Raw genomic sequence first — 21,342 nt, 5'->3', positions numbered from 1 at the left:
TCCACTGGGGTACCCATGAATACTCGTAACTCTATGCGTCTGCTGCGCCACGCGACCGTCTCCACACTGCTGGCGACTCTTCTGTTGGTGGGCTGTGGAGGAGAGAAACCCGAAGCCATGCTCGAATCGGCCAAGGGGTATCTGGCCAAGAACGACCCCAAGGCGGCCACCATCCAGCTCAAGAATGCCTTGCAGAAGAATCCTGACCTGGCCGAGGCGCGCTTCCTGCTCGGCAAGGCCCTGCTCGAAGCGGGCGATCCAACGGGCGCTGAAGTCGAGCTACGCAAGGCTGCGGGCCTGAAATACCCGGCCGACCAGGTGACTCCCTTGCTGGCCCGTACCCTGCTGCTGCTGGGGCAACCCGACAAGGTGACCAAGGAACTGGCCAAAGTCGAACTGAGCTCGCCTGAGGCACGCGCCGAAATGCAGACCGCACTGGCTCAAGCCTATCTGATGCAGGGCAAGAACGACCTCGCCGAAACGGCTTTGGCTGCGGCGCTGGCTGCACAGCCGGCCTACGCTCCGGCACTGCTCGGGCAGGCAAGGTTGAAAGCCAGCCAGAAGGACTTGCCAGGCGCCGTCGCGCTGCTCGACGCGGCACTCGAGAAATCGCCAAAACTCTACGAGGCCTGGCAGCTCAAGGGCGACATGTTGGCCTTCCAGGGCAACGCCGCCGGGGCAATGGCCGCGTATGGCAAGGCACTGGAAGCCAAGCCCGACTATCTGCCCGCGCAGGCAGCAATCATCCGCAGCCTCCTCGCCGAAGGTAAGGTCGATGACGCCGCCAAACAACTCGAGGTGATGAAGCAACTGGCGCCCAATAATCCGCAGACCAACTACCTGCGGGCCATGCTGGCTTTTCAGAAAAAGGATTATCCGGCGGCCAGGGAAGCCATCCAGCAGATGCTCAAGTTGACTCCCGAAAGCCCTCTCGGTCTGCAATTGGCCGGGATGATCGAGTACGAACTGAAGGCTTTTCCCCAAGCCGAGGCCTACCTGATCAAGGCACTGCCGAGGACTCCGGAACTCGGTATCGCGCGTAGACTCCTGATTACCAGCTACTTGCGTAACGGTCAGCCAGGGAAGGCACTGGCCATTCTGGAACCGGTCCTCGACAAGATCGACAACGATTCAAACATGCTCGCCCTCGCCGGCCAGGTGTTCGTGCAGAACGGCCAGGTCGAGAAAGCTGGGTCGTATTTTGCGAAGTCGGCTGCCCTCGACCCGAAGAACGCCGGCAAGCGCACGTCGCTGGCGATGGTTAATCTGGCGCAGGGGGGTGATTCGGATGTGGCGTTCCGCGATCTCGAGCAGGTGGCGGCAACCGACACCGGCAACCGGGCAGACCTGGCCCTGATCGCAGCCCACCTGCAACGCCGTGAGTTCGACAAGGCCCTGAAGTCGATTGCCGCTCTGGAGAAGAAGCAGCCCGATAACCCCCTGGCTTACAACCTGCGGGGTACAGCACTGCTCGGCAAACAGGATGTGACAGGCGCTCGGCAGAGCTTCGAGAAGGCGCTGACCGTGGACCCAGCTTATTTCCCGGCAGCTGCCAACCTGGCCAAACTGGACCTGATCGCCAGGAAACCCGACGACGCCAGGAAGCGTTTCGAGGCCGTGCTGGTCAAGGATCCAAAGAACGGGGCTGCGCTCCTCGCGCTGGCGGAATTGCGGGCCAAGGCGGGCGGCACGACAGAAGAGGTCGCGGCCCTGGTCGGCAAGGCAGTGACGGCGAACCCGACCGACCCGGCTCCTCGTCTGGCACTGATCGGCCTGTATCTGGGTAAGAAGGAGGTCAAGAGCGCGCTCTCCGCGGCTCAGGACGCGGTCGCCGTGCTCCCGGAACAACCGGCGATCCTCGATGCTGCCGGACGCGCCCAGCAGGCGGCCGGGGACTCCAACCAGGCGCTGGCCACCTACGGCAAGCTGGCCGCGCTCAAGCCTGATTCGACCCTGCCCTATCTGCGCATGGCGGACATCGAGATGGCCGCGAAGAACAAGGAGGCAGCGCTGCTGAGTCTGCAGAAGGCGCTGAAAGTCAAGCCGGATTCACTCGAGGCCCAGCGCGGAGTCATCATGCTGGACCTCGATGCCGGTCGGGTGAAGGAAGCGCTCGACGTCGCCCGTGAGGTGCAGAAGCAGCGACCCAAGGAGGCAGTCGGCTACCTGTTCGAAGGCGATGCACAAGCCTTTCGGAAAGCCTGGCCTGAGGCCGTAAGCGCCTATCGCACCGGGCTCAAGGCCGTTGGCGGCAACAACGATCTGCCGATCAAGCTGCATGCGGCGCTGATCGCTGGTGGCAGCACGGCCGAGGCTGACAGGTTCGCCGAGACATGGCTCAAGGAGCACGCCAAGGACGCGCGTTTCCGCCTCTATCTGGCGGAACTGGCGAGCGGCCGCAAGGACTATGCCGGCGCCGTCAAGCAGTATCGCACCCTGCTCGAGGGGCAGCCCGACAACCCTGCCGTGCTCAACAACCTGGCCTGGGTTGCCGGGCAAATGAAGGACCCGAAGGCCATTGAATATGCCGAGAAAGCGAACAGACTGGCGCCGAATCAACCGGCCCTGATGGATACGCTCGCGCTCCTCCTGATCGAAAAGGGCGATACCGCGCGCGGCCTCGAACTGCTCAAGAACGCGCTGGAGATCGCCCCGGATGCGTCGCAGATTCGTCTCAACTACGCCAGAGCCCTGATCAAGGCCGGGCAGAAAACCGATGCGCGGAACGAACTCGACAAACTGGCCAAGCTCGGCGACAAGTTCCCGGCACAGGCAGAAGTCGCGCAGTTGCAAAAGGGTCTGTAGGAATGCAGGCAGCGGGTGCGGCAGGAAACGCACCATACTGAGAGGATGAAAAGTTCATGACTATAGTTGCTGTGGTTGGCTTGGGCTACGTCGGCTTACCGCTGGCGGTGGAATTCGGCAAGAAAAGCCGGACGATCGGTTTCGATCTGTCGGCCAGCAAGGTCGCCCATTATCGCCGGCACGTCGACCCCACAGGCGAGGTGAGCAGTGCCGATCTTGCGGCGGCAGTTCATCTGGAAGTAGGCACCGATCCGGCCGCTCTGGCGGAAGCGGATTTCCTGATCGTTGCCGTGCCGACGCCCGTCGACCAGGCGCATCAACCGGATTTCGGACCGCTCATCGGCTCGTCGGAAGCGGTAGGCAGAAACCTGAAGCGGGGCGCGACGGTGGTTTTCGAGTCGACGGTCTACCCTGGCGCGACCGAGGAGATCTGCATTCCGATCATCGAGAAGCATTCCGGGATGAAGTGGAAGGAGGACTTCTTTGTCGGTTACTCGCCCGAGAGAATCAACCCCGGCGACAAGGAGCGGACGCTGACCAAGATCGTCAAGGTAGTCTCCGGCGATAGCCCGGAAACGCTCGAGCGAGTCCGCCAGGTCTATGCTCAAGTGATCACGGCCGGCGTCTATCCGGCGTCCAGCATCAAGGTGGCCGAGGCCGCCAAGGTCATCGAGAATACCCAGCGTGATCTCAATATCGCCTTGATGAACGAGTTGGCGATCATTTTTGACCGCATCGGCATCGACACCATCGAGGTCCTCGAAGCCGCCGGCAGCAAATGGAACTTCCTCCCTTTCCGCCCTGGGCTGGTCGGTGGCCACTGCATCGGTGTCGATCCGTATTACCTGACGCACAAGGCGGAGATGCTCGGCTATCATCCCGAGGTGATCAACGCCGGCCGGCGAATCAACGACGGGATGGGCAAGTTCATCGCCGAGCAGACGGTCAAGCAGATGATTCGTAACGGCTGGCAGGTCAGGGATGCACCGATCATCGTGCTTGGCCTGACTTTCAAGGAGGACTGTCCCGATCTCCGCAACTCGCGCGTCATCGACGTGATCCGGGAACTGGAATCCTATGGGGCCAGGGTATTCGTACACGAACCGGTCGCCGATGCCAACGAGGCACGGCACGAATACGGGGTCGAGGTGACGGGGTGGGACGACTTGCCGCAGGCGGCGGCGATCGTTGCCGCCGTTGGCCACCGGCAGTTCAAGGAGCGGCCGCTGGCTGACTACGTCGGCAAGCTGCAGAAGGGTGGCGTACTGACCGACGTGAAGAGCATCTTCAACGAGGCCGAACTGGTTGCGCAGGGGGTAACCGTGTGGCGTCTGTGAGTTCAAGCACTGCCCCCGCCCTGGCGGCGCTCGGCAAGCGACTGGCGGCGCAACCGGCGTGCTGGCTGGTCACCGGCAGTGCCGGCTTCATCGGTTCGCATCTGGTCGAGACCTTGCTCGGACTCGACCAGACCGTGGTCGGGCTGGACAACTTCGCCACCGGCCATCGCCGGAATATCGACGAGGTGCGCTCTCTGGTGACCGCGGAGCAGTGGCTGCGCCATCGTTTCATCGAGGCCGACATCGGCGATCTCGACGCGTGTCGCGAGGCATGCCGCGGGGTCGATTTCGTGCTCCATCAAGCCGCCCTGGGTTCCGTACCGCGCTCATTGGCCAACCCGGTGGCAACCAACGCCGCCAACGTGGACGGGTTTCTGAACATGCTCGTGGCGGCCCGCGACGCCGACGTGAAACGCTTCGTCTATGCGGCATCGAGTTCGACCTACGGCGATCATGAGGCGCTCCCCAAGACCGAAGACCGTATTGGGCGACCGCTTTCGCCCTACGCGGTGACCAAACTGGTCAACGAACTCTACGCCGAGGTCTTTGGCCGCTGCTATGGCTTCGGATCAATCGGTCTGCGTTATTTCAACGTCTTTGGCGCCCGCCAGGATCCGGACGGTGCTTATGCAGCCGTGATTCCCCGCTGGACTCGCGCCATGCTCCTCGGCGAGAACGTACTGATCAACGGCGATGGCGAGACGAGCCGTGATTTCTGCTTCGTCGACAATGCCGTGCAGGCGAATCTACTGGCCGCGACGACTGACGATCCGGCGGCAGTGAATCAGGTCTACAACGTCGCCGTCGATGGTCGAACGTCCTTGAATCGACTGTTCCATATGCTGCGTGACGCGCTATCGGCCTTTCAACCGGAAGTCCGTTTGCGGCAACCGGTGTACGGCGATTTCCGGCCCGGTGACGTTCGCCACTCACAAGCCGATGTCGCCAAAGCCGGGCGCTTGCTCGGCTATGTTCCCAGCCATCGGCTCAGCGAGGGAATCGCCGCGGCAATGCCGTGGTATGTCTCCCGGTTCGCCGTCGCCGACGAGGCCTGTCGATGAAAACCGCGGCACGCTGCTGGCCGGCGTTGGCACGACGCAGCGCGCTGTACGTACTGCTTTGCCTCGCAGCGCACTCGGCCCTCGCGGCCGGCGAGAGTCCCCGTGAAGCGGATGTCGAGCGCCTGCTGGCACTGCGCAAGGAGGCACTCGCCCACGAGCATGGCGAAGGCGTCGCCAAGGATCCCGCGCGGGCGGCGAAGCTCTATTGCGATGGCGCCCGTCTTGGCGACGCCGAGGCGCAGTTCAGCCTCGGCTGGATGTATGCCAATGGCCGTGGCATCGGGCGTGACGACGCGCTGGCCGCCTACTTTTTCGACCTGGCAGCGAAACAGGGGCACGCGCAGTCGCAGAAAATGCAGCGCTTCGTTGGCGCGCCGACCTCGGAGGTGCCTGAATGCATGCGGCCAATGGCGCCTGTCGACGACGGTCCGGATGTCATCGTGCCGACCAGCGAGGCTCAAAAGCAGGTGGTCGGTCTGGTACACCTGCTGGCACCCGAATACGGTGTCAGTCCTCGCCTGGCATTGGCGGTGATCCGGGCCGAGTCCAATTTCAACCCGGCGGCACTGTCGAACAAGAACGCGCAGGGCCTGATGCAACTGATTCCCGATACCTCGGCCCGCTTCAACGTCAAGAAGCCCTTCGACCCGGAGCAGAACCTGCGTGGCGGTCTCGCCTATCTGCGCTGGTTGCTGGCCTATTTCGAAGGTGACGTCAGCCTGGTAGCGGCGGCTTACAACGCCGGCGAAGGGGCGGTCAATCGTTACCGCGGCGTGCCGCCTTATGCCGAGACACGTGGCTACGTGAAGCGAATCGTCGGACTCTTCAAGCGCGACGATCATCCCTACGACGCCAGAGTGACGACGCCTTCCCCAGAGTTGTCGCGCATCCGGCTGACCAAGGGGTCGTAGGGAGCGCATGCCACGCGTCAATCTGCCGTTACCACGAGATCACTTATGAGATGCTGGCTGTTCCCCGCTGTCACCGATCCTGCACGCAAGAACCCGTGCGCCTCGCGAGAGCCACTGCCTGACGCGGAAGAACGACCGGCGGTCAACGGCTTCCTTGCCGCCGCGGTGGTCAGCGCGTTGCTGCTCTTCGCCGGACCCGTCTCGGCAGACCTGCCCGAGGTCATCGAGCGCGTAAAACCCTCGGTGGTGGTCGTCGGCACCTATCAGCTGACGCGCAGCCCACAATTCGTCATGCGCGGTACCGGTTTCGTCGTCGGCGACGGTCGCCAGGTGGCGACCAATAGCCATGTCCTCCCTGAAACACTCGACGCAACAGCGCGCGAGACGCTGGTGGTCGTCATTCACTCGGCGGGGGGGAGCGCACAGCACCGTACGGCGCGATCGGTCGCCGTCGACAAGGCTCACGATCTGGCCCTGCTGCAAATCGAGGGTCAGCCCTTGCCAGCCCTGACGCTGCACGACTCCGACCCGGTACGTGAGGGACAATCGGTGGCCTTCACCGGCTTTCCCATCGGCGGCGTTCTGGGTCTGTCGCCGGTCACGCACCACGGCATCATCTCGTCGATCACACCGATTGTGCTGCCCGGGGCCAACGCACGCCAGCTCAACGCCAGGGTCGTCCAGCAAATCAGGAGCGGCAGCTTCGATATCTATCAGCTCGATGCGACCGCCTATCCCGGCAACAGTGGCGGCCCGCTCTATGAGCTGAACCACGGCGAGGTAGTCGGCATCATCAACATGGTGTTCGTCAAGGAGAGCAAGGAGTCGGTGCTGAGCAAGCCATCGGGGATCAGCTTCGCCATTCCCGTGCGCTTCCTGCGCGAATTGTTGCTCCAGGCGACGCAATAGTCGACCGGCGACACGGCCGGTCGTGCCGCCTTCTGGTAGCATTCGTGCTGCTGCCATAAAATACGCCATGACCGCCCTGCTTTCCGAAGTCTTTTCTGCCGACGGCCCACTGGCTGCGGGTGTTCCCGGCTATCGCCCACGCAGCCAGCAACTGGCGATGGCCGAGCACATCGCCGCGGCGATAGCCGATAACCGTGTGCTGGTCGCCGAGGCCGGCACGGGTACCGGCAAGACCTATGCCTACCTGGTGCCGGCGATGCTTTCGGGCGGTAAGGTGATCGTGTCGACCGGGACCCGGAACCTGCAGGATCAGCTCTTCGCGCGGGATATTCCGACCATCCGCAAGGCACTGAAGTCGCCAATCAAGGTGGCCCTGCTCAAGGGTCGGGCCAACTACCTGTGCCATCACCATCTGGAGCGTTCACTGGCCGACGGTCGCTTTCTGTCACGCGACGATGCCGCCTACGCGCAGCGCATCGCGCGCTTCGTGAAGAAGACCCGTACCGGCGACAAGGCCGACTGCGCGGACGTGCCCGAGACCGCCGGCGTGTGGGCGATGGTCACCTCGACACGCGACAACTGTCTCGGCCAGGAGTGTCCGCAGCACAAGGAATGCTTCGTCCTGGCGGCCCGCCGCGACGCTCTGGCGGCCGACCTGGTGGTGGTCAACCATCACCTGTTCTTTGCCGACGTGATGCTGCGCGACGAAGGAACTGCCGAACTGCTACCGGCCTGCAACACGGTGATCTTTGACGAAGCGCATCAGTTGCCGGAAGTCGCCAGCCTGTTTTTTGGCGACAGCCTGTCGACAGCGCAGCTCCTCGAACTGGCGCATGATGCGCATCTGGAAGGCGTGGCGGCGGCGCGTGACTGCCTTGACCTGCCCATCGCGTGCGATGCGCTGGAAAAGGCGGCGCGCGAGCTGCGCCTGACGCTGCCGGTCGAAGCAGCCCGCTACGCGCTGCAGCAGCTCGAAGCGCGGCCGGGATTCGTGACCGGCCTGGCGGCTGCGGTCGGCGCCCTCGAAGCACTTGCCGTGGTCCTGGAAACGCAGGCGCAACGTGGTGAAGGACTCGAAAACTGCTGGCGGCGAGGCGGCGAGCTGCTCGCCCGCCTGCAATCCTGGCGCGACGGAACGAATACCGACTTTGTCCGCTGGGGAGAGACCTACAGCCACTCACTGCAGCTCAACGCGACGCCACTGGTGATTGCCGAGATCATGCAAAAGCAGATGGGTGGTCATCCCCGGGCGTGGATTTTCACCTCTGCGACGCTCGCCGTACAGGAGGATTTTGCCCACTACTGTGCCGAGATGGGACTGGTCGACGCCTGCTCGGCGCGCTGGGAGAGCCCGTTCGACTATCCGCGACAGGCGCTGCTCTACGCACCGCAGAATCTGCCCGACCCGAACAGCCGGGACTATGCCGAGGCGGTCGTCGCAGCGGCATTTCCGCTCCTCCAGGCCAGCGGCGGCAGAGCTTTTTTTCTGTGCACCTCGCTGCGCGCGATGCGCCGGACGCATGAGTTGCTGACCGAGCAGCTTGCGCAGGCGGGGATCGAGCTGCCTTTGTTGCTGCAGGGCGAACGCAGCAAGAACGAGCTGCTGGAACGTTTTCGCCGACTGGGCAACGCCATCCTGATCGGCAGCCAGAGCTTCTGGGAAGGCGTCGATGTTCGCGGCAAGGCGCTGTCGCTGGTGATCATCGACAAGCTGCCCTTCGCGCCGCCCGACGACCCGGTGCTGTCGGCGCGTATCGAGCGACTGAAGAGCGCCGGCCGCAATGCCTTCATGGAGTACCAGTTGCCGCGTGCGGTGATCAACGTCAAGCAGGGCGCCGGCCGCCTGATCCGCGACGAAACAGACCGCGGCGTATTGATGATCTGCGACCCGCGGCTGACCGGCAAACCCTACGGCAAGCGAATCTGGCGCAGCCTGCCACCGATGAAGAGAACCCGCGAACTCGCCGAGGCGGTGGCCTTCTTCTCGGCGGCACCGGCAGGCTGAAGCGCATGGAACGTATTCTCCTGCCGGCCATCAACGACCTCTTGCCAGCGGATTGTCGCGCCGCGGCGGAGCTGCTCAATCGTGGCTGCGCGTGCATCTCGGTCGATCACCGATCGCTCAAGAAGTCGCTCGAAGAAGGCAATGGCACGCTGTCGCATGCCGAACTGCTCGCTACGCGGCCACATCTCTTTTCGGACAGCATGGTCTTCGTCAGCGAGGCCCATCTGTGGCGCATGGCGCAAACGATCGCCGTCCTCGAAAAGGTGGTCAGCCTGCCGGCTTACCGCGCAAGAGTGCTGGCCCACGCGCCGCCAATAGCTCACCATTCGCCTGCCGCCGTCGGCGTCTTCCTTGGCTATGACTTCCATCTCGGTCCTGACGGCCCGCAACTGATCGAGATCAACTCGAATGCCGGCGGCGCGCTGCTCAATGCGCGCCTGTTGCGTGCGCAGCGCGCGTGCTGCGCACCGGTGGCCCGCATGATGCCGGCCGACCGTTCGCTCGAGTCCGTATTCATGGCCATGTTCGACGAGGAATGGCGGCTGGCACGCGGTGACTCCTCTCCCCGGTCGCTGAAGCGTATCGTGATTGTCGATGAGTCGCCGGCCGAGCAATACCTGGCGCCGGAATTCGAGCTCTTCCGGCAGATCTTCGCGGCCAATGGCGTCGCCGCACTGGTCGCCGACCCGGCGGAGCTTTCGTTTGACGGTCAGGTTCTGCGCTGTCGCGATCAGCCCGTCGACCTGGTCTACAACCGGCTGACCGACTTTGCCCTCGAGGAAGCACAGCACGCGGCACTGCGCGCCGCCTATCTGGCCGATGCCGTGGTCCTCACGCCGCATCCGCAAACGCACGCGCTGTTCGCCGACAAGCGCAATCTGGTCGCTCTCGGCGATGACCAGTGGCTGGCTGGAATCGGTGTCGGCGACGACGATCGGCAATTGTTGGCGGCGACCATTCCGCGTACCGAGGAAGTTCTCCCGGCAAGCGCCCACGCCTTCTGGGCCAGCCGCAAGCAATGGTTCTTCAAGCCGGCGGCGGGTTTCGGCAGCAAGGCGACCTACCGCGGCGACAAGCTCACCCGACGCGTCTTCGCGGAAATATCGCGCGGTGGCTACGTCGCGCAAGCGATGGTTGCCCCCTCCGAGCGGCGCCTGCTGATCGATGGTATCGAACAGGATTTCAAGCTCGACCTGCGCAACTACGTCTATCGGGGTGCCGTACAGCTCGTTTCGGCGCGCCTGTATCGTGGACAAACGACCAACTTCAGGACCCCGGGGGGCGGTTTTGCCGCCGTTTTCCCGGTGTCCTGCGACGCTCAGGCGGAAAGCTGCCGATGAAACTGTTCGGAATTGCCGGCTACTCCGGCGCCGGCAAAACGACACTGATTGAGAACCTGCTGCCGTACCTGACGGCGAGCGGCCTGCGCGTCTCGGTGCTCAAGCACGCGCACCACGGCTTCGACATCGACCGTCCGGGGAAGGACTCGTTTCGCCACCGCCAGGCGGGAGCTGCCGAGGTGCTGCTGGCCAGCAGCGCCCGCTGGGTGTTGATGAGCGAGTTGCATGACGCGCCCGAGCCGTCGCTGGCGGAATACGTCGCGCGCTTCTCGCCCTGCGACCTGGTTCTTGTCGAGGGCCTCAAGCACGAGGCGATCCCGATGCTCGAGGTCTATCGGCCGGCCAACGGCAAGCCGCCGCTGTGGCCGGACCATCCGCACATCGTCGCGGTAGCCTCCGACGAAGCGCCGCTGCCCGCCGTGCACGGTGGCCGTACCTGGCTGGATCTGAACGACGCCGAGACGATTGCCCGCTTCATCCTCGCTACCGTGCAAACTGGGGGAAAGACACATGCTGACCTTTGACGACGCGCTGACACGCCTGCTGGCCAGCGCTGCCGCGCTTTCCGAATGGTCCTCGCTGCCGACGCTGGCCGCCGTCGGGCGAGTGCTGGCCTGTGCACAGCAGGCCACCGTCGACTCCCCACCGCTCGACAACTCGGCGATGGACGGTTACGCGGTCGCCGTCGCCGATGTCCCGCGTCTCGCGACGTGTCTGCCGGTTTCGCAACGCATCGCTGCCGGCAGCGTCGGTAGCCGACTGCAGCCGGGAACCGCGGCACGGATTTTCACCGGCGCGCCGATACCGGTCGGCGCCAACGCGGTCGTCATGCAGGAGTTGTGCGCCCACAACGGCGGCGAGGTGGTCATCAACCACCTGCCGCAAGCCGGCGACCACATCCGGCGCACCGGCAGTGACATTGCCGTCGGCAGCGAGATCCTCGCCGCCGGGCAGCGCCTGCGACCACAGGACACGGCGCTGGCGGCGTCGGTAGGCATCGCTGCCTTGCCGGTCTTTCGCCGCTTGCGCGTCGCCGTCTTCTTCACCGGCGACGAACTGCGGATGCCTGGCGAAGCGCTGTCGCCAGGGGCGATCTACAACGCCAATCGTTTCCTGCTCACCGGCCTGCTCGACGGCCTGGGCTGCGAGTGCTGCGACCACGGCCAGGTGCCCGACGATCTGGCTGCAACGCGAGCGGCTTTGCGCGAAGCGGCGCGCGACAACGACCTGATCCTCACTTCGGGGGGTGTTTCGGTAGGCGAGGAGGATCACGTCAAGGCGGCGGTCGACGCCGAAGGTCGGCTCGAAATGTGGAGGATCGCCATCAAGCCCGGCAAACCACTGGCCTTCGGGCAGGTCACCGGGCCCGGCGGCGATGTGCCTTTCATCGGCCTGCCCGGCAACCCAGTGTCCAGCCTGGTCACCTTCCTGATGCTGGTGCGGCCTTTTCTGCTCAAGATGCAGAATGTGCGCCAAGTGACACCGTCGAGCTACCACCTGCGTGCTGATTTCGACTGGCTGCGACCCGATGCGCGGCGCGAATTCCTGCGCGCCAGAAGGAACGCCGACGGTGGTCTGGATCTCTTTCCGAACCAGGGTTCGGGAGTATTGAGCTCAGCCGTGTGGGGAGACGGACTGATCGATAACCCGCCGCAGCAGGCCATCCGGCGTGGTGACCAGCTTCGTTTCATCCCCTTTTCCGACTTGCTGGCCTGAGCTGAAGGGGTACGTCGATGCGCCTGAAGATTCTCTATTTTGCCGGCTTGCGCGAGCAGATCGGCCAGGGCAGCGAGGAGCTAGACCTGCCGGCAGGTGTGTTCGATATCGCTGGACTGATCCAATTTCTGGTGGCACGTGGTGGCCAGTGGCCAAGTCTTGCGACGGTCAGGAACTTGCGCTACGCCGTGAATCAGGAAATGGCACGGCTCGACACGCCGCTCTGTCCGGGTGACGAAGTGGCATTCTTTCCGCCGGTGACTGGAGGTTGAGATGGTCGTTCGCGTCCAGGAAACAGATTTCGATGTCGGTACCGAGTTGGCCGCCCTGCACCGCAACGATCCGCAGATCGGCGCGCTGGCGTCCTTCGTCGGCTTCGTGCGCGAGATGAACGACGGCGCCGGAGTGTCCGAAATGACGCTCGAACACTACCCGGGGATGACCGAAAAAGCGCTCGCGGCGATCGTCGCCGAAGCCCGGCAGCGCTGGGCAATCGTCGACGCTCTGCTTATCCACCGCGTCGGTCGCCTGCTGCCCGGCGACCAGATCGTGCTCGTCGCGGTGGCTGGCTCGCATCGTGGCGAAGCCTTTGCCGCCTGCCAGTTCATCATGGACTACCTGAAAACCCGCGCCCCGTTCTGGAAGCGCGAAGTCACCGCCGATGGTGCGCGCTGGGTCGAAGCGCACGCGGCCGACGAGCAGGCGGCAGAACGCTGGCAGACTTGAGGTCTGGTTTTACCCTGAGCAGGCTCCCCTTGGTCACGGGCAATGAAAACCCGTATAGTGATTGCCCTTTGGTCAGCACATGAAATGGAGTTGCAGCGATGTCCTGTCGTCCGCCGGCACCCCACCCGCAAGGGATACCCTGGTGGTGAATGAAAATGACCTGATCCAGGCCATCGCCAGCGATGGCATCATCCGGGTAGCGGGACTGCTGTCGCTATTGATGCCCGAGAGCGGTGGCGTCGGCTTCGGCGTCAAAGGGCTGGATGGCCGTTACCGACTGGCCAACAGAATGCTGGATCGGCTGCTGTGCCAGGGATCTGGGCGCGTTGACGGCAGGTCCGAGAGCGACCTTCTGCCGGCGCATTTGCGGGAACAACTCGCCCGTTGCGACCAGGCCCTGGTCGACGGTGCGCCGGTTGCGTCCACAGAAGTTCTCCTGCCGGTCGACAGCGTCAGCAGTCACTGCCTGTGGCTGAAGCTGCCGATCCTCGGAGCCGACGGCAAGCTGAAGTCGATCGCCTCGATCGTGCACCAAGTCTCCCAGCCACACCCGACGACGGCCATGCAGCAAACGCTCGCTTGCCTTGAACAGGCTAACCAGGAGTTGCGGCGCACGGTCGTCGAACTCGAGCAGGTGGCCAGCACCGACAAACTCACCGGCGCCTGGAACCGACGGCGGCTCGAGGAGTCGGTGCGCACCGAGATGGATCGTCTGAACCGCTATGAGCACCCTCTGAGCCTGCTCATCGTGGACATCGATTTCTTCAAGGTGGTCAATGACCAGCACGGTCACGCGACTGGCGATCAGGTCCTCCGCGAACTGACCAAGCTGCTGCACGACACGCTGCGTGGCACGGACTCGCTGGCGCGCTGGGGCGGTGAAGAGTTCGTGGTCATCTGCCCGAACACCCGACGCGTGCCGGCAGGTGAGCTTGCCGAGCGCTTGCGCGAACAGGTCGCCGGTGCAATTTTTCCGGTAGTGGGGCAGGTGACGGTCAGTATCGGGGTCGCCGAATGCAGCCTTGGAGAAAGCTGGGAAGATTGGTTCGCGCGTGCCGACGAAGCGCTCTACCAAGCCAAAGGCAGTGGCCGGAACCAGGTCCAACTCGCACCCGCGGCGACCACCGCTGACGACGCTCAAGCGCCAGTCGCCGCCAATTTCGTGCACCTGGTCTGGCGCTCGGCGTACGACTGTGGCGATGAAGTCGTCGACCGGGGTCACCGACTGCTCTTTGCCAACGCCAACGGACTGCTTTCGGCAATCCTCTCCGGGCACTCGGCAGACGGCGTGGACGCGCAGGTCGACAGCCTGATTGCCGATGTACTACAGCACTTCGGGGATGAGGAGAAGGTGATCGTCGCCGCGGGTTTCCCGGGCGCTACCGAGCATATCGTGCTCCATCGCGAACTGGTCGCCAAGGCCGCCAAGCTGGTCGACGAGTACCGCGCCGGCAAACAGGGCCTCGGCGATATGTTCCAGTTTCTCGCCTATGAGGTGATCACAAAACACATGCTCGGCGCGGACCGCCAGTTTTTCCCCTACCTGCGGGCGGATCGGCCGGAGGTTACTTCGATACAGCCTGCTTCGTCCTCTCGGCAGCCTCCTTGGTCGCATCGGCTGCCTTGACGACCATCTCCCTGCCCGCTTCCCTGGTTGCGTCGACCGCCTCTTTGGTCTTTTCCCTGGCTTCAGCGCCGGCATCCTTGACCGCCTCCTTGGTCGCTTCGGCTGCAGCGCCGACGGCTGCGCCGGCTTTCTTGGCAGCGTCCTCGGCTTTTTGCGCCGACTCCTTGGCGATCCTGGCCGCTTCGGCCTTAACGGCATCTTCCTTTTGACCACAGGCTGAGACGGCGATGGCGAGCAAGGCGGAAACAACGAGCAAGCGGGTTTTCATGATGATTGGCTCCAATACTGACATGGACAGGAAGGACGCAGGAACGAGGAAGTTCGAGAAAAACGAAACTGCGGCGGAAGGGTTGGCAGCGGGCCGTAGCCCTCTTCGCGAACCTGCGGCATCACAACACATTCGCTGCCACGAGTAAACCCGGCCGGCAGCGCCTGGCGCTGACCTTCGACAGAATAGGAAAGGATGGCCATGCTGGCAAGCGCTCACTCGATGGACGCCGCGCTGCGCACGGCGCTCGGCGCGCTGATCGGCAGCGAGGGGGGGTCGCCGCAGGACATCGACGCTGCCACCGAGGTAGCAGGCGGTTCGATTTCGCGCGCCATGCGCATCGAGAGCGGCGGCCGGCGCTGGTTCGTCAAGCTCAACGACACCGGCCTGGCAGACATGTTCGCCGCCGAGGCCGATGGGTTGAGCGCTCTGGCGGCGTGTCCCGCGGTGCGCGTGCCGCGCGTCGTCGGGCACGGCGTCAGCGGCGGTACGGCCTACCTGATGCTCGAATTCCTGCACCTGCAAGCCCTTCGCGAACGCACTCCCGCCGCCGCCGCCGGGCATGCGCTGGCTGCCCTGCACCGCATCGAGGGAGCGCAATACGGCTGGCATCGCGACAACTTCATCGGCTGTACGCCGCAGGACAATGCCGAGCACCGGACCTGGCCGTTCTTCTTCGCGCGCCGGCGCTTGCGGCCACAACTCGAGCTGGCAAAGCAGCACGGCTACCACGGCAACTTGATCGCCAGCGGCGAGCGCCTGAGCGAGCAACTGGCGGCGCTGTTCGTTGACCATTCGCCACAGCCGAGCCTGCTGCATGGCGACCTGTGGTCGGGCAACGCAGCTACCGACGAGGCGGGCACGCTGGTCCTTTTCGACCCGGCGGTCTATTTTGGCGACCGCGAGGCCGACCTGGCAATGACCGAGTTGTTCGGCGGCTTTCCCGACCGTTTTTACGCCGCCTACCGCGAAGCCTGGCCACTGAGCGACGGTTTCGAGCAACGCAAGACGCTCTATAACCTCTATCATGTGCTCAATCACCTGAACCTGTTCGGCCGCAGCTACCTGCACCAGGCCGAGCGCATGATCCTCAGGCTGCTGGCCGAGATCGGAGGCTGAAACCATGGACCTGGAAATAAGCGCAGCAGACCAGCCGGTCAAGCATTTTCGTCAGATCCTGATGTGGCCGCTGCAGTTGATGCCGTTGCTCGAAGGCAGCCCCTTCGAGAATCACTACCAATTGCTCGAACAGCCGACCGCCGACAACCCGTGGCGGGAACTGGCCGACGAATTCTGCGGCGACCCCGAGCAATTCCACGAGCGCCATTACAGCGAATTCGTCACCTTCCTGCCGCACGTCCAGCGCTTTCTCTACGGCGAGGGCGCCAGCCATGAGGGCAAGGCGCGCTATGGCGATTCGCCGATCCGCATCTTCCGGCGCCAGGACATGGCGCAGGTGCGCATGACCTTCAAGGAAAACAATCAACCGATCAGCTTCGACATCGTCCACCTGGATTTGTATTTCTTCTACGACATCGACGTCGTCATCCTGGTCGTCGAGATCGCCGCCGACGACCTCGACCTGCGGCAGGTTCAGGAAACACTGTATCGTTTTGGTCGTGCTTATCCGCCCTACTGGGACGAGGATGGCAGCGGCGGCCACTGCCTCACACGTGCCGAGTGGATGGCACCCGACGGCCGGGTACTGGCCCATTCCGACTATGAGAAGCGCAGCAAGTACCTCTCTTTCGTCGGCCGCTTTCGCTCGCCGTGCATCTCGTCGCACTGGGAGTTCCTGCTGCGGCCGCTGGTTCTTCACCACTCCGACGAGGATGGCCTGGTCCGCTACCGGCAGATCGAGTATCACCGCATGCCGCTACTCGCTTACCTGGCGATGGATGATCCGCGGACCGTGAGCCGAGGCGACTTTGCCCGCCTGGTGCTGGTCAGCGGGGCGGGAAAAAAAGGCTCGCTGCCCTTTTCCGACCAGCACCTCGAAGGCTTCGAAGCGCGCCACTGCTACGATCGCTACTGGCATCCGCAAACCGACCAGCCGGGCACCCGCCTGCTCTCCTGCGGCCATGCCTGCATTATGGTCGGCAGCGCCCAGGAACCCTATTTCACGGGGCTGGAGAACGGTCTGCTCGGCCAGTTTCGGCACCAGTTCTTCCTGCTCGCGCTGATCCCTCACTTCCACAAGGCGGCGCTCTTGATGCTCTCCGATCGTCTGGTCACGGCGCTCAATCGTCTGGAAATCGGCAACGCCGAATCGGTCAAGAATTTCAAGCGCGCCATTCGCGAGATCCTCGAGGTCTTCCTGCGCTTCACGCATCGCTACTGGTTCTACGAGGTCTCCGATCAGGCCCAGGCCAGGGCGCTGTTCGCAATCACCCGGGAGCACCTGGGCACCGAGCGTCTGTACACCGAGTTGCGCGAGGAGATCCAGGACATGAGCCAGTACCTCGACAGCGACAGCCTGCGCCGACAGGCAAACACGGTCGTCCGGCTGACGGTGGTCACCACCGCCGGACTGATCGCGACGGTCAGCACGGGCTTTCTCGGCATCAATCTGATCGCTGCTGCAGAAGATCCCCTGGTGAACAGGATCGTCTTCTTCATGGTGGTGTTGATCCTTTCGGCACTGCTCACCGGAGTCGCCATCGTCAAATCGAAGCGGCTATCGGACTTCCTTGAGGCCCTTTCCGACGAACGCCTGTCGCAGCGCGACAAACTCTCGGCACTGGTCGGCGCCTGGCGAAACAAGCGTCCACCGAACAGCGGTTGATGGCGCTGCGCGTGCCGCAGATCTTTCACGCGCGCGGCGTGTCGGCCAGCGCCGTCTCGAACTCGCGCAAGTAGCTCTCCAGGCTGGCCAACGTTCCGCAGACGAACAGCGTGTCGTCGGGATGAATCATGAAATCGTCCTCGAACTCGACGATGACCCGGTCGCCGCGCTCGACCGCGACCACGGCTGCCCCGGTTCGCTCGCGCACCTGATCGCGCCACGGGTGGCCACCGGCCAGCTTGCCGGCGGCGACCCGAATGAACTTGAGGCGCTGCTCGACGGCGATCGCCTGTTCGCCACGCAAATGGTAGGCCAGGATCTGGCCAGCGACCTGCCCCACCGAGAGGGCGAAATCAGCGCCGGCCTGGTAAAGGCGTGGGATGTTCTGGACCCGATTGGCGCGCACGATCAGCGGCACCTCTGGCGCATGGTCGCGGACCACGGCGGTGGCGAACACTCCTTCGCTGTCGTTGTTCAACACCAGCACGACGGCGCTCGCCGCGCGCACGCCGGCACGTTCCATGGTCGCGTATTCGAGCACGTTGCCGACCACGTCGACACCGGGGATCGCTTGCTGGTCGATGACGATCGTCGTGTCCCCGGCATCGTTGAGCATTTCGACAAATTTTCTGCCGACAGCTCCGTAGCCGGCGAGAACGATCGGCCCGCTGCGGCGAATCGGGATAGCCAGGCGTTCAACCTTGGCCAGATTGGCTTGCGCGCCGACGATGACCAGAATCGCGCCGGCCTCGATGCGCGTATCGGGCCCCTCGACAGCCCTGAAGGCACCGCAGGTCCACTGGCCAATAACGGTGACGCCATGACGCACGCGCAACTGCAGGTCACCGAGCCGTTTTCCGGCCAGCGGACTGTTCGCGCGCACCCGGAATTCGGCCAGCCCGACCTGGCTGCCAAGCAGGTGCATTCCCTCGGCCGGCGGGCTGAGGCGAATGCTGGCGCGCGCGGCCAGCGCCGCAGCGAGCACGTGCGACGGGGTAAACACCTCGCTGGCCCCGACCTGAAGCATCGGTGGCCGGTACAGGGGATCGTCGGCCAGCGCATAGATCGGCCCCTTGAAGCCCTGCTCGCGGGCGATCAGGATGCAGATAGCATTGGCGTGGTCATCGGCGTTGGCTACCACGGCACGTGCGTCTTCAACGCCAGACAGCGCGTCCGGCTCTTCGTCAAGCTTGCCCAGGACCACTTCGTAGCCCCGATTACGCAGGTTGCGGGCCAGTTCCACGTCTTCCTCGAGAACAACGAAGGCGGTGGCGGTGCGTTGAAATTCATCGAGGAGCGATTCGATCGCCGGACCATAGCGGTAGAACAGCACGCGGCCGCTCATCTCCGGCAGCACATGCGCGAGACGTACTTCGAAACGCTCCTCGATGTACGGCATGACATAGAAGGGAAAGATCAGCACCAGGAAGAACATGCCGACGAACTGCGTGAGGATCACGAAGACGATCATCACCGGATGGTTCCACGGCGCGTAGGCGCCATAGCCGGTGGTGGTCAGTGTCTCGGAGGCCCATTCGAGACTGGACCAGAAACCCATCGGTTTCCCCTCGAGATACTCCGAGGCGAACATGAAGATGGTGCCAAAGACGACGACCGCGGTCGGCATGCTGAAGAAAAGGCTAATCAGACGCCACGTCGATCGCTGCAAGCCCTGATTCACTTTTCGCATTGCTGGAAACCCAATTGGCGGGCGGCCATACGCCCGATAGCCTTTCATTATCAAGTCATGACCGTTTTGTGGCAATGCTGCCGCCAAGGGTGTAGATTATTGCTCAGGAGTCCCATCCCTTGCGTATTCATGTCCTCAGCGTCGACCAGGCTCTGGCCAGCCTGAACACCTGGGCCATCGGCTGCGCCGCTCGAAGATTTGCGCAAGGCCTTGCCGCGACGCATCACGAAGGATTGCTGGATGCGCAAAGCCTTGCCACCGCTGATCAAAGCCCTGCTCGAACCAGCACGCTATGCCAACCCAACGACACCGGTGGCGAGGGTGGAACTGGTCGAGACGCACGCCTCGTGGCTGCTGCTGGCTGGCGATTTCGTCTACAAGATCAAAAAAGCCGTGACGCTACCCTTTCTCGACTACGGCACGCTCGACAAGCGGCGCGTCTGTTGCGAAGCCGAGCTGCGCCTCAACCGCCGCTTTGCCGCCGACCTCTATCTGAACGTCGTGCCTATCGCCGGCCCCCCGGAAGACCCGCAGATCGGCGGCACCGGACCGATCATCGAGTACGCGCTGCGGATGCGCCGCTTCGCCGAAGCCGGCCGGCTGGACCATCTCTGCGCGCGCGGGCAACTGCGGCCGCACCACGTTGCCAACCTCGCCACCGTGATCACCACGTTTCATGAGTGCGCGGCGACGGCGCCGCTGGCAACGCCTTTCGGTCAACCCAAGCGAGTACTTGCGCAGGCGAGCGAAAATTTCGCGGAACTGCAAGCGCTGCTGCCCAGGCATGACGAGCAGAGCCGACTGGCACGTCTGGCCGAATGGACGAACTGCGAATTTGACCGTCAGGCCGCGCGCTTTGCGGCCCGCAAGGCTGCCGGCAGTGTCCGCGAGTGTCACGGCGATCTGCACCTCGGCAACCTGGTACTGATCGACGAGCGCGTGCGCATGTTCGACTGCATCGAGTTCAGTGAAGACCTGCGCTGGATCGACGTCGCCAGCGAGATCGCTTTCACCTACATCGACCTGCTCGACCAGCGCCAGCCTGGCCTGGCCGGTTGGCTGGTGAACGAGTGGCTCAGTGGCAGCGGCGACTATGACGCGGTTCCCGTGCTGCGCTTCTATGCCGTCTATCGTGCGCTGGTCCGGGCCAAGGTCACGGCAATCCGTGCCGCGCAGGCCAACGGCGACCCTGGCCGGGCGTACGCCTACCTCGCACTCGCCGAGCGCCTGGCTGAACCAGCGCGACCGCGGCTGATCATCACCCACGGGGTTGCCGGCTGCGGCAAGAGCCGAGCGTCGAGACGGCTGTTGCTTGGCGACCCGCAGGCAAGCACGCTGCGCCTGCGCTCGGATGTCGAACGTAAGCGCCTGTTTGGCGTCGCGCCGGCGGCCAACAGCGGCTCGCCGGCTGGCGGCGGCATCTACACGCAGGACGCCAGCGAAATGACTTACCAACGGCTGTCCGAACTCACCGCGAACTTGCTGGCTGCCGGCTGGTCGGTGATCGTCGACGCTGCCTTCCTAGAAAGATCGCGCCGAGACGCCTTTCGGGCGCTCGCGGCGCACGCCGGAGTTGCCTTCTTCATCGTCGCACCACAGGCGACCCCGGAGCAGTTGCGGTTCCGCGTCCGCGCCCGGCTGGCAAAAGGTCACGACGCCTCCGAAGCTACCTTGGCGATACTCGAACGGCAACTGGCCGGCGTCGAAACGCTGGGCTCTGACGAAAGAAACTGCCTTCTGTAGAACGTGTTTCCTGGCCACATTTCTCAGCACCCGCCCGACGGTGCGCTGTTCGCCAAACAGCCGAGAGTGTCGGAATATTTTACACATGACTTCGGCATAGCCTTTACAGAACTCGATAATAGATTGTTTTAACTAAATAACTAGCTTGAAGAAGTGCCTGGCAAGGTTCTTGCTTAGGAACCACCGGCATCTGTTCGGTGCCCAATGGTCACTCTGTATCGAGAGACATTCGGCGACAGATCGGTCATCGGGGGTCTAAGGGACACAATGCGGGTCGTCAGTCCCTCGGGCAAGTTTAGCGGCGGAGAGTCAATCTCCTCCAGCGTGCTTTTGAACCGGCCATCCCGGTTAAGCGAAAAATGATCATTACCCTATCGGATACGCGCCTGCGCAACCAGGTCCAAGGTATCGGCGCCACG

Annotated in this window: 17 protein-coding genes; 15 read left to right on the top strand and 2 right to left on the bottom strand. The window is 63.7% G+C overall.

The features are described from left to right. The first annotated feature begins 15 nt into the window (after window positions 1–15). The 12 genes from prsT to ACCAA_RS07590 all read left to right on the top strand — a co-directional run bounded on the left by prsT (window position 16) and on the right by ACCAA_RS07590 (window position 14,437). Window positions 16–2,805, top strand: coding sequence for an XrtA/PEP-CTERM system TPR-repeat protein PrsT (gene prsT, locus ACCAA_RS07645; protein WP_186406640.1), 2,790 nt, complete (start codon window positions 16–18; stop codon window positions 2,803–2,805). A gap of 56 nt (window positions 2,806–2,861) precedes the next feature. After that, window positions 2,862–4,142 carry a nucleotide sugar dehydrogenase gene (locus ACCAA_RS07640; RefSeq protein WP_186406639.1) on the top strand — a complete coding sequence of 427 codons (1,281 nt, stop codon included), beginning with the start codon at window positions 2,862–2,864 and terminating at the stop codon, window positions 4,140–4,142. Beyond that, entirely contained in the window at window positions 4,130–5,203 is a 1,074-nt protein-coding gene (locus ACCAA_RS07635) for an SDR family oxidoreductase (protein ID WP_425394467.1), read from the top strand. Before ACCAA_RS07640 ends, ACCAA_RS07635 begins: the two co-directional genes overlap by 13 nt. Then, window positions 5,200–6,114, top strand: coding sequence for a transglycosylase SLT domain-containing protein (locus ACCAA_RS07630; RefSeq protein ID WP_186406638.1), 915 nt, complete (start codon window positions 5,200–5,202; stop codon window positions 6,112–6,114). The genes ACCAA_RS07635 and ACCAA_RS07630 overlap by 4 nt, the downstream gene beginning before the upstream one ends. A 45-nt stretch (window positions 6,115–6,159) precedes the next feature. Beyond that, on the top strand, window positions 6,160–7,023 hold the full coding sequence (locus ACCAA_RS07625; protein ID WP_186406637.1) for a S1C family serine protease: 864 nt from the start codon (window positions 6,160–6,162) through the stop codon (window positions 7,021–7,023). A 67-nt stretch (window positions 7,024–7,090) separates the two neighbouring features. Beyond that, window positions 7,091–9,028: a DNA repair helicase YoaA gene (yoaA, locus tag ACCAA_RS07620; protein WP_186406636.1), complete on the top strand. Its 1,938-nt coding sequence runs from the start codon at window positions 7,091–7,093 to the stop codon at window positions 9,026–9,028. 5 nt (window positions 9,029–9,033) lie between these two features. After that, on the top strand, window positions 9,034–10,368 hold the full coding sequence (locus tag ACCAA_RS07615; RefSeq protein ID WP_186406635.1) for a hypothetical protein: 1,335 nt from the start codon (window positions 9,034–9,036) through the stop codon (window positions 10,366–10,368). After that, on the top strand, window positions 10,365–10,892 hold the full coding sequence (gene mobB, locus ACCAA_RS07610; protein WP_186406634.1) for a molybdopterin-guanine dinucleotide biosynthesis protein B: 528 nt from the start codon (window positions 10,365–10,367) through the stop codon (window positions 10,890–10,892). Before ACCAA_RS07615 ends, mobB begins: the two co-directional genes overlap by 4 nt. Continuing rightward, a complete protein-coding gene (locus tag ACCAA_RS07605) occupies window positions 10,879–12,084 on the top strand; it encodes a molybdopterin molybdotransferase MoeA (RefSeq protein ID WP_186406633.1) in 1,206 nt (401 codons plus the stop codon). The genes mobB and ACCAA_RS07605 overlap by 14 nt, the downstream gene beginning before the upstream one ends. Before the next feature lie 17 nt (window positions 12,085–12,101). Continuing rightward, on the top strand, window positions 12,102–12,356 hold the full coding sequence (moaD, locus tag ACCAA_RS07600; RefSeq protein WP_186406632.1) for a molybdopterin converting factor subunit 1: 255 nt from the start codon (window positions 12,102–12,104) through the stop codon (window positions 12,354–12,356). 1 nt (window position 12,357) lies between these two features. Continuing rightward, window positions 12,358–12,810, top strand: coding sequence for a molybdopterin synthase catalytic subunit MoaE (moaE, locus tag ACCAA_RS07595; protein ID WP_186406631.1), 453 nt, complete (start codon window positions 12,358–12,360; stop codon window positions 12,808–12,810). Window positions 12,811–12,955: 145 nt separating this feature from the next. Continuing rightward, window positions 12,956–14,437: a diguanylate cyclase gene (locus ACCAA_RS07590; RefSeq protein WP_186406630.1), complete on the top strand. Its 1,482-nt coding sequence runs from the start codon at window positions 12,956–12,958 to the stop codon at window positions 14,435–14,437. Here ACCAA_RS07590 and ACCAA_RS07585 read toward each other — a convergent pair. After that, window positions 14,376–14,705, bottom strand: coding sequence for a hypothetical protein (locus ACCAA_RS07585; protein ID WP_245754486.1), 330 nt, complete (start codon window positions 14,703–14,705; stop codon window positions 14,376–14,378). The two genes, ACCAA_RS07590 and ACCAA_RS07585, sit on opposite strands and share 62 nt — an antisense overlap. A gap of 201 nt (window positions 14,706–14,906) precedes the next feature. Between ACCAA_RS07585 and ACCAA_RS07580 the strand changes: the two genes are divergently transcribed. Further along, window positions 14,907–15,824, top strand: a complete 918-nt coding sequence (locus ACCAA_RS07580) for a fructosamine kinase family protein (RefSeq protein ID WP_245754485.1) — start codon at window positions 14,907–14,909, stop codon at window positions 15,822–15,824. Between the two features lie 4 nt (window positions 15,825–15,828). Beyond that, complete coding sequence (locus ACCAA_RS07575) at window positions 15,829–17,490, top strand: hypothetical protein (RefSeq protein ID WP_186406629.1); 1,662 nt, start codon at window positions 15,829–15,831, stop codon at window positions 17,488–17,490. Between the two features lie 25 nt (window positions 17,491–17,515). Here ACCAA_RS07575 and ACCAA_RS07570 read toward each other — a convergent pair whose 3' ends face one another. After that, window positions 17,516–19,180 carry a potassium channel family protein gene (locus ACCAA_RS07570; protein WP_186406628.1) on the bottom strand — a complete coding sequence of 555 codons (1,665 nt, stop codon included), beginning with the start codon at window positions 19,178–19,180 and terminating at the stop codon, window positions 17,516–17,518. 240 nt (window positions 19,181–19,420) lie between these two features. On the opposite strand from ACCAA_RS07570, the gene ACCAA_RS07565 reads away from it, so the two are divergent. Next, window positions 19,421–20,923 (top strand): bifunctional aminoglycoside phosphotransferase/ATP-binding protein, encoded by a 1,503-nt coding sequence (locus ACCAA_RS07565; RefSeq protein ID WP_186406627.1) that lies wholly within the window; start codon window positions 19,421–19,423, stop codon window positions 20,921–20,923. The last annotated feature ends 419 nt before the right edge of the window (window positions 20,924–21,342 follow it).

It is taken from the genome of Candidatus Accumulibacter aalborgensis, assembly GCF_900089955.1.
Classification (GTDB): Bacteria; Pseudomonadota; Gammaproteobacteria; order Burkholderiales; family Rhodocyclaceae; genus Accumulibacter; species Accumulibacter aalborgensis.
The sequence above is the reverse complement of the archived record's forward strand: the minus strand, read 5'-3'. Positions and strand labels throughout refer to the sequence as shown.

What these genes read in the sequence shown, in the direction of transcription:
- moaE (WP_186406631.1), top strand. Translation starts at nt 12,358, where the DNA reads ATGGTCGTTCGCGTCCAGGAAACAGATTTCGATGTCGGTACCGAGTTG.
- ACCAA_RS07565 (WP_186406627.1), top strand. Translation starts at nt 19,421, where the DNA reads ATGCGCAAAGCCTTGCCACCGCTGATCAAAGCCCTGCTCGAACCAGCA.
- mobB (WP_186406634.1), top strand. Translation starts at nt 10,365, where the DNA reads ATGAAACTGTTCGGAATTGCCGGCTACTCCGGCGCCGGCAAAACGACA.
- moaD (WP_186406632.1), top strand. Translation starts at nt 12,102, where the DNA reads ATGCGCCTGAAGATTCTCTATTTTGCCGGCTTGCGCGAGCAGATCGGC.
- ACCAA_RS07630 (WP_186406638.1), top strand. Translation starts at nt 5,200, where the DNA reads ATGAAAACCGCGGCACGCTGCTGGCCGGCGTTGGCACGACGCAGCGCG.
- yoaA (WP_186406636.1), top strand. Translation starts at nt 7,091, where the DNA reads ATGACCGCCCTGCTTTCCGAAGTCTTTTCTGCCGACGGCCCACTGGCT.
- ACCAA_RS07640 (WP_186406639.1), top strand. Translation starts at nt 2,862, where the DNA reads ATGACTATAGTTGCTGTGGTTGGCTTGGGCTACGTCGGCTTACCGCTG.
- ACCAA_RS07585 (WP_245754486.1), bottom strand. Translation starts at nt 14,705, where the DNA reads ATGAAAACCCGCTTGCTCGTTGTTTCCGCCTTGCTCGCCATCGCCGTC.
- ACCAA_RS07570 (WP_186406628.1), bottom strand. Translation starts at nt 19,180, where the DNA reads ATGCGAAAAGTGAATCAGGGCTTGCAGCGATCGACGTGGCGTCTGATT.
- ACCAA_RS07575 (WP_186406629.1), top strand. Translation starts at nt 15,829, where the DNA reads ATGGACCTGGAAATAAGCGCAGCAGACCAGCCGGTCAAGCATTTTCGT.
- ACCAA_RS07615 (WP_186406635.1), top strand. Translation starts at nt 9,034, where the DNA reads ATGGAACGTATTCTCCTGCCGGCCATCAACGACCTCTTGCCAGCGGAT.
- prsT (WP_186406640.1), top strand. Translation starts at nt 16, where the DNA reads ATGAATACTCGTAACTCTATGCGTCTGCTGCGCCACGCGACCGTCTCC.
- ACCAA_RS07625 (WP_186406637.1), top strand. Translation starts at nt 6,160, where the DNA reads ATGAGATGCTGGCTGTTCCCCGCTGTCACCGATCCTGCACGCAAGAAC.
- ACCAA_RS07580 (WP_245754485.1), top strand. Translation starts at nt 14,907, where the DNA reads ATGCTGGCAAGCGCTCACTCGATGGACGCCGCGCTGCGCACGGCGCTC.
- ACCAA_RS07605 (WP_186406633.1), top strand. Translation starts at nt 10,879, where the DNA reads ATGCTGACCTTTGACGACGCGCTGACACGCCTGCTGGCCAGCGCTGCC.